Annotated in this window: 8 protein-coding genes and 1 pseudogene; 6 read left to right on the top strand and 3 right to left on the bottom strand. The window is 72.7% G+C overall.

Features of this window, described 5'->3' with window-relative positions; translation table 11 throughout:
* Positions 1 to 34: 34 nt before the first annotated feature.
* The 6 genes from ACQPZG_RS09415 to ACQPZG_RS09390 all read left to right on the top strand — a co-directional run bounded on the left by ACQPZG_RS09415 (position 35) and on the right by ACQPZG_RS09390 (position 5,099).
* Positions 35 to 877 carry a helix-turn-helix domain-containing protein gene (locus ACQPZG_RS09415; RefSeq protein WP_433545376.1) on the top strand — a complete coding sequence of 281 codons (843 nt, stop codon included), beginning with the start codon at positions 35 to 37 and terminating at the stop codon, positions 875 to 877.
* 159 nt (positions 878 to 1,036) lie between these two features.
* On the top strand, positions 1,037 to 2,542 hold the full coding sequence (gene rimO, locus ACQPZG_RS09410) for a 30S ribosomal protein S12 methylthiotransferase RimO (RefSeq protein WP_433545375.1): 1,506 nt from the start codon (positions 1,037 to 1,039) through the stop codon (positions 2,540 to 2,542).
* Complete coding sequence (pgsA, locus tag ACQPZG_RS09405; RefSeq protein WP_433545374.1) at positions 2,539 to 3,249, top strand: CDP-diacylglycerol--glycerol-3-phosphate 3-phosphatidyltransferase; 711 nt, start codon at positions 2,539 to 2,541, stop codon at positions 3,247 to 3,249. The genes rimO and pgsA overlap by 4 nt, the downstream gene beginning before the upstream one ends.
* Positions 3,250 to 3,323: 74 nt before the next feature.
* Positions 3,324 to 3,833 carry a CinA family protein gene (locus ACQPZG_RS09400; protein WP_433549331.1) on the top strand — a complete coding sequence of 170 codons (510 nt, stop codon included), beginning with the start codon at positions 3,324 to 3,326 and terminating at the stop codon, positions 3,831 to 3,833.
* Between the two features lie 109 nt (positions 3,834 to 3,942).
* Complete coding sequence (locus ACQPZG_RS09395) at positions 3,943 to 4,356, top strand: helix-turn-helix domain-containing protein (protein WP_433545373.1); 414 nt, start codon at positions 3,943 to 3,945, stop codon at positions 4,354 to 4,356.
* Positions 4,357 to 4,628: 272 nt separating this feature from the next.
* Positions 4,629 to 5,099, top strand: a complete 471-nt coding sequence (locus tag ACQPZG_RS09390; RefSeq protein WP_433545372.1) for a Dps family protein — start codon at positions 4,629 to 4,631, stop codon at positions 5,097 to 5,099.
* A gap of 477 nt (positions 5,100 to 5,576) precedes the next feature.
* Here ACQPZG_RS09390 and ACQPZG_RS09385 read toward each other — a convergent pair.
* The 3 genes and pseudogenes from ACQPZG_RS09385 to ACQPZG_RS09375 form a co-directional block, all read right to left on the bottom strand.
* Positions 5,577 to 6,397: pseudogene (locus tag ACQPZG_RS09385) on the bottom strand (SDR family NAD(P)-dependent oxidoreductase).
* A 62-nt stretch (positions 6,398 to 6,459) separates the two neighbouring features.
* Positions 6,460 to 7,290, bottom strand: coding sequence for an Fpg/Nei family DNA glycosylase (locus ACQPZG_RS09380; RefSeq protein WP_433545371.1), 831 nt, complete (start codon positions 7,288 to 7,290; stop codon positions 6,460 to 6,462).
* A gap of 262 nt (positions 7,291 to 7,552) precedes the next feature.
* Positions 7,553 to 12,286 carry an Lhr family ATP-dependent helicase gene (locus tag ACQPZG_RS09375; protein WP_433545370.1) on the bottom strand — a complete coding sequence of 1,578 codons (4,734 nt, stop codon included), beginning with the start codon at positions 12,284 to 12,286 and terminating at the stop codon, positions 7,553 to 7,555.
* Positions 12,287 to 12,385 lie beyond the last annotated feature (99 nt).

Below are 12,385 nucleotides of genomic sequence, written 5' to 3'. Positions count from 1 at the left end.
TCCAGCAGGTGGCTCACGCTCGAAAGGCGCCCCCGTGTCCATCGGCAACTCTCCAGACTCTCCAGGCACCCCTTCCGGCAACGCCCCCGAGGACGACCGGCCCTCGATCGGTCGTGCTCTCCAGCAGGCCCGGATCGCCGCAGGTCTGACGGTCGATGAGGTCAGCACGTCGACCCGGGTGCGCTCTCCGATCGTCCACGCCATCGAAGCGGACGACTTCTCCCGGTGCGGCGGCGACGTGTACGCCCGCGGCCACATCCGGATGCTCGCCGACGCCGTCGGCCTGGACCCGGCCGCGCTCGTCGCCCAGTACGACGGCGCGCACGGCGGGCGGCCCGCGCCGACGCCCGCCGCGCCCCTGTTCGAGGCGGAACGGATCAGGCCCGAACGGCGCCGACCCAACTGGACGGCGGCCATGGTCGCGGCCATCGTCGCCGTGGTCGGTTACGTCGGCTTCACGATGTTCAGCGGCAACGACAAGGAGACGAGCTCCAGGAGCGTCGCGGAGGGCGCGACCGCCACCGCACCCGCTTCGAAGAAGCCCACCGCGGTTCCCGTCAAGCCGGCGCCGCCCAAGCCGGACCGCTCGGACAGCGCCATCGCGGCCGTGCCGACGGACCGGGTGACGGTCAAGATGGTGGTCACCGGCACCAAGAGCTGGGTCTCCGCACGCGCCTACAACGGGCGGCTGCTCTTCGACGGCACCCTCCTGCAGGGCGAGTCGAAGACCTTCACCGACCCGCAGAAGCTGGACCTGGTGCTCGGCGACTCCGGGGCGATCCAGCTGTTCGTGAACGGCAAGGAGGTCCAGGACGACTTCAGTCCCGGCCAGGTCGAGCGCCTCACCTACACCAAGGGAGACCCGCAGGCCGGCTGATCGCGCCCGTCGGCCGAGCCGATCCGGACGCCGCCCCCGCTGCCTGTCCTCTCCGGCGGCGGGGGCGTCTTCGCAGGTCAGCGGGGGCAGTAGTGCGCAGGCGACCGGGACGGCCCCTCGTGGGACGGGTGCGCGTGGGGACAAAGTAGTCTTGAGTCCATGCCCGAACGCCGCACCGTCGCCCTTGTCACTCTTGGCTGCGCCCGTAACGAGGTGGACTCGGAGGAGCTTGCAGGCCGCTTGGCAGCGGACGGCTGGGACCTCGTCGAGGACGCCGCGGACGCGGACGTCGCCGTCGTCAACACCTGCGGATTCGTCGAAGCCGCCAAGAAGGACTCCGTCGACGCCCTGCTCGAAGCCAATGACCTGAAGGACCACGGCCGCACCCAGGCCGTCGTCGCCGTGGGCTGCATGGCCGAGCGGTACGGCAAGGATCTCGCCGAGGCCCTGCCGGAGGCGGACGGCGTGCTCGGCTTCGACGACTACTCCGACATCTCCAACCGCCTCCAGACCATCCTGGCGGGCGGCAGCGTCGAGGCGCACACGCCGCGCGACCGGCGCAAGCTGCTGCCGATCAGCCCCGCGGAACGGCAGAGCGCCGAGGTCTCGCTGCCGGGACACGCGCAGGAGGCCGCACCGGCCCCCGAGGACCTGCCGGAGGGCGTCGCCCCGGTCTCCGGACCGCGCGCGCCGCTGCGCCGCCGCCTGGGGACCAGCCCGGTCGCCTCGGTGAAACTGGCGTCCGGCTGCGACCGGCGCTGCTCGTTCTGCGCCATCCCGTCCTTCCGCGGCTCGTTCATCTCGCGCCGGCCCAGCGACGTGCTCGGCGAGACGCGCTGGCTGGCCGAGCACGGCGTCAAGGAGGTCATGCTGGTCTCCGAGAACAACACCTCGTACGGCAAGGACCTGGGCGACATCCGCCTTCTGGAGACCCTGCTGCCCGAGCTGGCCGACGTCGACGGCATCGAGCGGGTGCGCGTCAGCTACCTCCAGCCCGCCGAGATGCGGCCCGGCCTGATCGACGTCCTCACCTCGACCCCGAAGGTCGCCCCGTACTTCGACCTGTCCTTCCAGCACTCGGCACCGGGCGTGCTGCGCGCGATGCGCCGCTTCGGGTCCACCGAACAGTTCTGGGGGCTGCTGGAGACGATCCGGAACAAGGCCCCGCAGGCCGGCGTCCGGTCCAACTTCATCGTGGGCTTCCCCGGCGAGACCGAGGAGGACTTCGCGGAGCTGGAACGCTTCCTCACCGGTGCCCGCCTGGACGCCATCGGCGTGTTCGGCTACTCGGACGAAGAGGGCACCGAGGCCGTCACGTACGACAAGAAGCTGGACGAGGACGTGATCGCCGAGCGCCTCGCGCACCTCTCCCGGCTCGCCGAGGAACTCACCGCCCAGCGGGCGGAGGAGCGGATCGGTGAGACGCTGGAGGTGCTCGTGGAGTCCGTCGACCCCGAGGACGAGGACGAACCCGCGGTGGGCCGCGCCGCGCACCAGGCTCCCGAGACGGACGGCCAGGTGGTCTTCACCACCGGCCACGGGTTGACGCCCGGTCGTATGGTCGTGGCAAAGGTGGTCGGCACCGAGGGCGTGGACCTCGTGGCCGAGCCGCTGCCCGGTGGGATCGGTGGGGCCGACGAGGTTCCTGAGGAGGCGGCCAGATGAGCGGAATCCCGGCGTCGGCAACGGGCGGTACCGGCAGAGCGCCGGTGACCGGCGCGAAGCCGAGTGCTGCGGGTGCTGCGGGCAGCGGTGGTGCTGCGAGCGCCGGGAGTGCGGTGGGTGCTGTGGTGGTGAGGCAGGCAAGTCTCTGGAACATCGCCAACATTCTGACGATGGTGCGGCTCGTGCTGGTGCCGGCCTTCGTCCTGCTGCTCCTCGCGGACGGCGGGTACGACCCCATATGGCGCGCGTGGGCATGGGCGGCGTTCGCCGTCGCGATGATCACGGACATCTTCGACGGGCATCTGGCGCGCACGTACGACCTCGTGACCGACTTCGGTAAGATCGCCGATCCGATCGCGGACAAGGCGATCATGGCCGCCGGACTCATCTGTCTCTCGGGACTCGGCGACCTGTCGTGGTGGGTGACCGGGGTGATTCTCTTCCGGGAGCTGGGAATCACGCTGATGCGCTTCTGGGTGATCCGGCACGGTGTCATTCCGGCCAGCCGCGGCGGGAAGATGAAGACGCTGGCGCAGGGCACGGCCGTCGGCATGTACGTGCTGGCGCTGACCGGGCCGCTGGCGACGTTCCGCTGGTGGGTGATGGCGGTGGCCGTCGTGCTCACGGTGGTGACCGGTCTCGACTACGTGCGGCAGGCGATCGTGCTGCGCCGGGCGGGCCTGGCGGCGGAGCGGGACGCCGGGTGAGCTCGGGTTCTTCCGGTTCTGGTGCCGGGGCGGCGGCCTCCTGCCCCGCCTCTGCGGTCCTGGCAGCGCTGCGGATGCGTGGCGAGACCCTCGCCGTCGCCGAGTCCCTGACCGGCGGGCTGGTGGCCGGCGAGCTGACGGCTGTGCCCGGGGCCTCGGCGGTCTTCCGGGGATCCGTGACGGCGTACGCGACGGAGCTGAAGCGGGACCTCCTCGGCGTCGCGCCCGGTCTGCTGCGGGAGCGCGGCGCGGTGGACGCCGAGGTCGCACAGCAGATGGCGGACGGCGCGCGCCGGGTGCTCGGCGCCGACTGGGGGATCTCGACGACCGGTGTCGCCGGCCCCGAGCCGCAGGACGGAAAACCCGTCGGCACGGTCTTCGTGGCCCTCGCCGGACCCGCCGGAGTGCGGAAAGTGACGGAGTTGCGGTTGAACGGCAGCCGTTCGGACATCCGTAGGGAGAGCGTGCGGGGCGTTCTCGAACTGTGTGCCGGCGCGCTGGCCGAAGGATCACCTGAGAGGCCCGTGGGTGAACCTGCCGGGAACGCGCGGGCACAGGATACGGAACACAACGGGGGAACCTGATGTTTGCAGCCCTGAGTGAACACGACACCACTCCCCGCACGGCCGCGGCGCGAGGCGGTACGGTGGGGCGTGAAGGATGCGGCTACGCGGTCCGAGGAGGGAGCCACCGATGATTCTGCTCCGTCGCCTGTTGGGTGACGTGCTGCGTCGGCAGCGCCAGCGCCAGGGCCGTACTCTGCGCGAAGTCTCCTCGTCCGCCCGGGTTTCGCTCGGCTATCTCTCCGAGGTGGAGCGGGGGCAGAAGGAGGCATCCTCCGAGCTGCTTTCCGCGATCTGCGACGCGCTTGATGTACGGATGTCCGAGCTCATGCGGGAAGTGAGCGACGAACTCTCCCTGGCCGAACTGGCGGCGTCGGCTGCGGCCGGCGAGACGCCGGTTCGTGCGCCGGTACGACCGATGCTCAATTCCGTCTCCGTGACGTCCGTTCCCGGGGTGACCGGTGTTTCCGGTATGCCCGGGGTGCAGACCGAGCGAGTGACGATCAAGGCGCCTGCGGAAGCGGTGGACGTCGTCGCTGCTTAGCGGGCCGAAGGTGCGGAACGTGCGGTGCATGCCGCACGGGCCGCCACTGGAGCACAGCGTGGGCCGGGGCCCTGACCCACCTCCCGAACCGGGAGGTGGGTCAGGGCCCCGGTCTTCGTGCTGCCCCGCTCTCCGTGCTGCTCGGCGCGTCGCGGGCTCTGCGGAATCTGCACGGTTCGCTGCGACCCGACCCCGAATGACCGAATTGGATCGTTTGTGGCAGGGTTGGTAGGGCTGAGTCAGGTTTCTTCGATGTCTGAGGAGGACACTCCATGTCTGTCGTGAAGAGCACCCTGCCCGAGGCCGACCTCAAGACGGTCGGTGTGGCGCTGCAGGGCGCCCTGGTGGACCTGGTCGATCTGTCGCTGGTCGCCAAGCAGGTGCACTGGAACGTGGTGGGACCGCGGTTCCGCTCCGTTCACCTCCAGCTCGACGACGTGGTCGCCTCGGCGCGGCTGCACTCCGACTCGGTCGCCGAGCGGGCCTCCGCGCTGGGAATCAACCCCGACGGCCGGGCCGCCACCGTCTCCTCGTCCAGCGCGATCCAGGAGACGCCGACGGGCTGGATCAAGGACACCGACGCGGTGCGGACCCTGGTGGACGCGCTCGGCGCCGTGATCCTGCGGATGCGCGAGCGGATCGAGGCGACCGAGGGACCGGACGCCGTCACCCAGGACCTGATCATCGGCCTCACCGCGGACCTGGAGAAGCACGCCTGGATGTTCCAGGCCGAGAGTGCGTGACGCAAGCCCGAGCCGTCCGGGGGCCCGGAGCGCGGCGTAGGGGATGTGGGGCGCGCCGATGGCGCAGGGGGGCACCGAGTGGCTCCCGGTGCTTCCGGTGCGCCCTCCCGTACGAGGAAGCCCGCGTCTAACGTCGGTCGGAGGAGGCAGCCATGGTGTGGCGCGACTTCTTGGGCGACAAAGGTGTGCGGGGCGTGCGCGGAGCGGCGCTGGGAGCCCTGGGGCTGGTGCTCGGCGCGGTGTGGTGGTGGGCAGTGCTGCGACTGGTGCTGATACCCGGGAAAGCGGGTGTGGTGGAGGGAGCGGTGGCGGCCGGGGGGTGGGGGCTGAGCCTGCTGCCGGTGCATGTGGCGGCTCGGGTGCCGGTGGGGCGTGCGGCGGCTGCTCGGGGGGCGAGGGGTGGCGGGGTGGGTGTCTGTACGAAGGGGGAGGGCGCGCGTCGGCCGGCGAAGGGTGCGGGGGCGGGCCCGGGGAGGTTCACCAGGGCGTCGCGACGCCGCCGTGGGGGCGGAGGATCTGGCCGGTCGTGAACGCGGCGGCATCCGAGGCGGGATACAGGATCGCGTGGGCGACGTCCTCGGGTTCACCGACGCGGCCGAGCGGGGTGATGCGGGTCATGGAAGCCTCGGCGCGCTGCTGGAGCGTGGCGTCGTGCCGGGCGGTCATGGGCGTGCGGATCCAGCCGGGCGCCACCGCGTTCACCCGGATGCTGTGCGGGCCGAGTTCGGTGGCGAGCGTCTTGGTGAGCTGGATGACGGTCGCTTTGGCGGCGCTGTAGGCGAACAGGTTCGCTCGGGCCGTGTCGACGGCTCCGGAGGCGACGGTGACATGCTGCCGCGCGGCCGACTCCCGTCGGCGGGGCGGACGGCAGCTGCGTGCTCGGCGGGTTCCGGGCTGTCGGCGCGGAGGGAGAGCATCCGGCGGGCGGCTTCCTGGCAGGTGTACAGGACTCCTTCGAAGTTGACCGCCAGCACACGGTCGAGGTCCTCGTCGCTCATTCCCAGGACGCTGCTGACGTGCATGATTCCGGTGGCGGCCACCAGGATGTCCAGTGCGCCGGCCGACTCCATCGCGGCCTTGAGCCGGGGGCGGGACGTCACGTCGAGCGTGTGCGTGCGGGCTGTCGGCCCGCCCGTTTCGGCCGTCAGACGGGCGGTTTCGGCGAGCCCGGCCGCGTCGCGGTCGGCGCAGTGCACGGTGGCGCCCGCCTCGGCGAGGAGGACGGCGGTCGCGCGGCCGCCGGCGGCGCCGGTGACGAACGCGGTGCGGTCGCCGAAGTCGTACGCCGAACACCGCACGGGCGGCACGCCTCGTTCGCAGCGGGGCATGAGGCGACCGTGCGATTGTACCTGATGGGCCGTCAACTAATGGGGCCCGCTTGGCAGTTCGGGCACCAGTAGGTCGGGCGCTCGCGGGATCCGTCGCCCTGGTCGGCCTTGCGGATCGGGGTGGCGCAACGGAGGCAGGGACGGGACTCCCGGCCGTAGACATAAAGGCGGTCGGTGGACATACGGCGGGGGAGAGGGGCGGTACGCGGAACGGTCGTGGTGCGGTCCGTGCGGTCCTTGTTGACATCCAGGAGGCGGTGGGCGGTGGCGACGAGCCGGACCGGGACGTCGGGAGCGAGTTCGCCGACCGGGAGCCACGGGGTGACGCGCGCGAGGAAGCAGAGCTCGGACTTGTAGACATTGCCGATGCCCGCGACATTGCGCTGGTCGAGGAGGGCTTCGCCCACGGCGCGGTCGGGAACGGCCAGGAGATTACGGACGGCCTCGTCCTGGAGCGGCTCGCCCCAGGAAGGGGACAGGAGATCCGGTCCGAGGTGGCCGACGGCCTTGGGCTCGTCGGCGGTGTGCAGGAGTTCGAGGACCGGGAGACGGTAGCCGACGGCGGTGGCGTCCGCGTTCTGGAGGACGGCGCGGATCTGGTGGGAGGGGCCGCCGCGCCAGGGCTCATGCGGGGCGAAGATGCGCCAGGAGCCGTCCATGCGCAGGTGCGAGTGGAGGGTGAGGCCCCCCTCGATGCGCGCGAGGAGGTGCTTGCCGTACGGGGTGACGTCGAGGACCTCGCGGCCCGTCAGGTCGGAGGTGGCGAAGCGGGGGACGCGTAGGTCGCAGTGGGTGAGCGGGCGACCGGCCAGGGCGGCGTGCAGGCGGTGGGCGGCGAGCCAGACGGTGTCTCCTTCGGGCATGACTCCATGATGCGGGGCGGGGCGGTCCGAAGCAGCCTTGCCGGCGTTCCGGGGCGGGCCCGGTAGCGGAGGGGCGCGGGGCGCTGGGTGGTGAGGCGGGCGGGGTGCGGTGGCGCCGGGGCAGACGTGAGGGCCGCGGTGAGAGGGACACCATGCCGACGTGTGGAGGCCCCGGGGCGCGGGCGGACCACGGGCGCGGTGGGGCGCGTGCGCGGGGAGGGGGTGTGGGCTCCCGGGCCTTGTGCGGGCGGGCGGGCGAAGGTCAGGGGCGGATGCGGAGGCCCTTGGGGGTGGCGTGGAAGCCTGCTGTCTCCAGGCCGCTGCCCAGGGGGGAGGTCAGGGCGGAGGTGTTGTTGATGCGCTCGACGGTGACGGTGCCCAGTGCTCCGGCGCGGGCCGAGGCGGTGAGCGCCTCGGCGGCGGCGCGCAGGCGCGCGTCGGGCGCCCCGGCGCGGTCGGGGGCGTGCGGTGCGCCCGGAACGGGGTCGAGCGCGATGTCCGGAGCGGAGACCGCCGGCTCGTGCTCGGCCCACGCGAGGAGGGTCTTGCCGCCGCGTTCCATGTACAGGGTCAGTTCGCCGTCGACCAGCACGACGAGGGAGCCCGCTTTGCGGCCCGGTTTGTGGGTGACGCCCGCGGGGGGCTCCGGCCAGGGCAGGGCCGCGCCGTACGCGTTGGCGGGGTCGGCGGCGGCCAGGACGACGGCCCGGTGCGGGGCGTCCCCCTCGGTGCGTTCGCGGGCGGTCGCGGCCGCGCGCAGGCGGTCGACCGCGCCGTCCATGGCGAACTGGGCCGCGCCGAGGCCCTCGACGACGTAACCGCGCCTCGCCTGCCCGCTGTCCTCGAACGCGGCGAGGATGCGGTAGACGGCCGAGAAGCCGCCCTCCACGCCCTCGGCGGCAACCGCGCCCCTGGTCACGACGCCGTGCCGGTCGAGGAGCGTACGGGCGAGGGCGTGCGCGCGGTGGGTGGCGTCCGGCTCCTGGGAGGGGAGCAGCGACCAGCGGCCCGCGACCGTGGGCGGGCCGGTGCGGGAGACCGGGCGGGCGGACGCGGAGAGGGAACCGTAACGGCCGCGCGGGATGCTGCGTTTGGCGCGGTGCGCGGTGGCGCCCGCCGTGCGCCCCGAGCCGAGGAGGGCGCGCAGCGGAGCGAGGGTGTCGTTGGTGAGACGGCCGGACCAGGCCAGGTCCCAGAGGGCGTCGGCCAGGTGGGGGTCGGTGGCCGCGGGGTGGGTGGTGGCGCGGACCTGGTCGGCGATCTGGCGGAAGAACAGTCCGTACCCGCCGGAGAGCGTGGTGAGGACGGACTCGTGCAGTGCGGAGAGTTCGAGCGGGTGGGGCGGCGGGAGGAGGAGGGGGGCGGTGTCGGCGAGGTAGAGCGAGACCCAGCCGTCCTTGCCCGGCAGTGCGCCCGCCCCGGCCCAGACCACTTCGCCGGTGGTGGTGAGTTCGTCGAGGAGGGCGGGGGTGTAGCCGGTGACGCGGGAGGGGAGGACGAGTTTTTCCAGGGCGGAGGCCGGGACGGGTGCACCCTGCAACTGCTCCACGCACCGGACCACCCCGTCGATGCCGCGCAGACCACCCGCGCCCGTGCTCCCGTAGTGCTGCCACTGGGGGAGGAAGGTGGCGAGGGCGGCGGGGGCGACCGGCTCCAGCTCCTGGCGCAGAGCGGCCAGGGAGCGTCGGCGCAGGCGTCGCAGGACCGTCGCGTCGCACCACTCCTGGCCGATGCCCGCGGGGTGGAACTCGCCCTGGACAACCCGGCCGTTCGCGGCGAGGCGGTGCAGGGCGCCGTCGGTGACCGCGGTACCGAGGCCGAAGCGGGAGGCGGCGGTGGTGGACGTGAAGGGGCCGTGGGTACGGGCGTACCGGGCCAGGAGGTCGCCGAGCGGGTCCTTGACCGGCTCGGTGAACGCCTCCGGGACGCCCACCGGGAGCGCCGTGCCGAGGGCGTCGCGCAGGCGGCCCGCGTCCTCGACGGCCGCCCAGTGGTCCTCACCGGCGATACGGACCCGGATCGCACGTCGTGCGTCGGAGAGGTCGGCGGGCCACCGCGGGTCCGCGCCGCGGGCGGTCAGCTCGGCGGTGGTGAGGGGTCCGAGGATGCGCAGCAGGTCGGCGACGCCCTCGGCGTCCTTGATACGGCGGTCCTCGGTGAGCCATTGCAGTTCCTGCTCCAGCTGCGTGAGCACCTCGGCGTCGAGCAGTTCGCGCAGCTCCGCCTGGCCGAGCAGCTCGGCGAGGAGCCGGGAGTCGAGGGAGAGGGCCGCCGCGCGTCGTTCCGCGAGGGGGGAGTCGCCCTCGTACAGGAACTGCGCCACGTAGCCGAAGAGGAGGGAGCGGGCGAACGGGGACGGTTCGGGTGTGGTGACCTCGACGAGGCGGACCCGGCGGGCCTCGATGTCGCCCATCAGCTCGGTCAGGCCCGGTACGTCGAAGACGTCCTGCAGGCACTCCCGGACGGCTTCGAGGACGATCGGGAAGGAACCGAACTCGCTCGCCACCTGGAGGAGCTGGGAGGCGCGCTGGCGCTGCTGCCACAGCGGGGTGCGCTTGCCGGGGGTGCGGCGGGGCAGGAGCAGCGCACGGGCCGCGCATTCGCGGAAGCGGGCGGCGAACAGGGCGGATCCGCCGACCTGGTCCGTGACGATCTGGGCGACCTCGCCCTTGTCGAACAGGGTGTCGGAAGCGCCGATCGGGGCCTGGTCGTTGTCGTATTCCGTGCCGAGCGGGCCGAGCGGCGCCGCCGGGGCCGCGTCGTCGAGCGGGTCCAGCCCCATGAGATCGAGCCCCATCAGGTCCGCGTCCGGCAGGCGCAGCACGATGCCGTCGTCCGCGTGCATGACCTGGGCGTCCATGCCGTACTTCTCGGAGAGCCGGGCCCCGAGGGCGAGCGCCCACGGGGCGTGCACCTGGGCGCCGAACGGGGAGTGGACGACGACCCGCCAGTCGCCCAGCTCGTCGCGGAAGCGCTCGACGACGATCGTGCGGTCGTCCGGGACGTGGCCGGCGGCGCGGCGCTGTTCGTCGAGGTACGACAGGACGTTGTCGGCGGCCCAGTCGTCCAGGCCGGCGGCCCGGAGCCGGCTGCGGGCCGCGTCGGGAGCCAGGTTGCCGATCTCCCGGAGGAAGGCGCCCAGCGCCCGGCCCAGTTCGAGGGGGCGGCCGAGCTGGTCGCCCTTCCAGAAGGGGAGCCGGCCCGGCACGCCGAGAGCGGGGGAGACCAGCACCCGGTCGCGGGTGATGTCCTCGATCCGCCAGGACGTCGTGCCCAGCGTGAACACGTCGCCCGCGCGCGACTCGTAGACCATCTCCTCGTCGAGTTCGCCGACCCGGCCGCCGCCCTTCTTCGGGTCGGATCCGGCCAGGAAGACGCCGAACAGGCCCCGGTCGGGGATGGTGCCGCCGGAGGTGACGGCGAGCCTCTGCGCCCCCGGCCGGCCCGTGACCGTACCGGCGATGCGGTCCCAGACGACGCGCGGGCGCAGCTCCGCGAAGGCGTCGGACGGATAGCGCCCGGCGAGCATGTCCAGGACTGCGGTGAACGCGGACTCGGGCAGCGACGCGAAGGGCGCCGCGCGGCGGGCCAGCGCGAGGAGGTCGTCGGCCTGCCAGGTGTCCATGGCGACCATGGCGACGAGCTGCTGCGCCAGGACGTCGAGGGGATTGGCGGGGATGCGCAGGGACTCGATGTCGCCGCTGCGCATCCGCTCGGTGACCACGGCGGCCTGCACCAGATCGCCCCGGTACTTGGGGAAGACGACGCCCGTGGAGACCGCCCCGACCTGGTGCCCCGCGCGGCCCACCCGCTGGAGACCGGAGGCGACGGACGGCGGCGACTCGACCTGGACCACCAGGTCCACCGCGCCCATGTCGATGCCCAGTTCGAGACTGGAGGTGGCCACGACGGCGGGCAGCCGCCCCGCTTTCAGGTCCTCCTCGACGAGGGAGCGCTGCTCCTTGGACACGGAGCCGTGGTGCGCGCGGGCCAGCAGCGGCGGAGCTCCCTGTGCCGCACCCGACTGGCCCATGAGCTCGGCCGGGGAGCTGCCCTCGGGCAGGGCCTCGCCGGTGGCCCTCTCGTACGCGATCTCGTTGAGGCGGTTGCACAGGCGTTCGGCGAGGCGGCGGGAGTTGACGAAGACGATCGTCGAGCGGTGTGCCTGGACGAGGTCGGCGATGCGCTCCTCCACCTGCGGCCAGATGGAGGGTTTGTCGCCCTGGTCGTCCTCCTTGGAGGGCGAGCCGCCCAGCTCGCCCATGTCCTCGACGGGCACGACCACGGACAGGTCGAAGACCTTCGTGGACGGCGGCTGGACGATCTCGACCTTGCGCTGCGGGGACAGGAAACGGGCCACCTCGTCCACCGGGCGGACCGTGGCGGACAGGCCGATGCGGCGGGCGGGGCGTGGCAGCAGCTCGTCCAGCCGCTCCAGCGACACGGCGAGGTGGGCGCCGCGTTTGGTGCCGGCGACCGCGTGCACCTCGTCCAGGATCACCGTCTCGACGCCCTCCAGGGCGGTGCGGGCCGAGGAGGTGAGCATCAGGAACAGCGACTCGGGGGTCGTGATGAGGATGTCCGGCGGCTTCGTCGCGATCGACCGGCGTTCGGCGGGCGGGGTGTCGCCCGAGCGGATGCCGACCCTGATGTCCGGCTCGGGCAGCCCGAGCCGGACGGATTCCTGGCGGATGCCGGTGAGCGGGCTGCGCAGATTGCGCTCGACGTCCACCGCGAGGGCCTTCAGCGGCGAGATGTAGAGCACCCGGCAGCGCTTCTTCGCGTCCGCGGGCGGCGGGTCGGACGCGAGGGAGTCGAGCGAGGCGAGGAACGCGGCCAGGGTCTTGCCGGAGCCGGTCGGAGCCACCACCAGCACGTCCGAGCCCTCGGCGATGGCGTTCCAGGCACCCTCCTGGGCCGCCGTGGGCGTGCGGAAGGCCCCCGTGAACCAGCCCCTGGTCGCGGGGGAGAACGAGTCGAGCGCTGTCCTCACCATGGTCCCCATCGTGCACCCCACCACTGACAATCGGCCGCCCAAACCCCGTCCACAGCATGGACAGGCAGGTCAGAGGCGTGACGGGAAGCGCAGAATGGA

Origin of the sequence: Streptomyces sp. CA-294286, from assembly GCF_050947155.1 — a bacterium.
Classification (GTDB): domain Bacteria; phylum Actinomycetota; class Actinomycetes; order Streptomycetales; family Streptomycetaceae; genus Streptomyces.
This window is presented reverse-complemented; position numbering and strand designations above follow the sequence as displayed.

Coding starts and splice junctions, on each gene's coding strand:
- rimO (WP_433545375.1), top strand. CDS start 1,037: ATGCCCGAACGCCGCACCGTCGCCCTTGTCACTCTTGGCTGCGCCCGT.
- pgsA (WP_433545374.1), top strand. CDS start 2,539: ATGAGCGGAATCCCGGCGTCGGCAACGGGCGGTACCGGCAGAGCGCCG.
- ACQPZG_RS09400 (WP_433549331.1), top strand. CDS start 3,324: ATGCGTGGCGAGACCCTCGCCGTCGCCGAGTCCCTGACCGGCGGGCTG.
- ACQPZG_RS09395 (WP_433545373.1), top strand. CDS start 3,943: ATGATTCTGCTCCGTCGCCTGTTGGGTGACGTGCTGCGTCGGCAGCGC.
- ACQPZG_RS09390 (WP_433545372.1), top strand. CDS start 4,629: ATGTCTGTCGTGAAGAGCACCCTGCCCGAGGCCGACCTCAAGACGGTC.
- ACQPZG_RS09380 (WP_433545371.1), bottom strand. CDS start 7,290: ATGCCCGAAGGAGACACCGTCTGGCTCGCCGCCCACCGCCTGCACGCC.
- ACQPZG_RS09375 (WP_433545370.1), bottom strand. CDS start 12,286: ATGGTGAGGACAGCGCTCGACTCGTTCTCCCCCGCGACCAGGGGCTGG.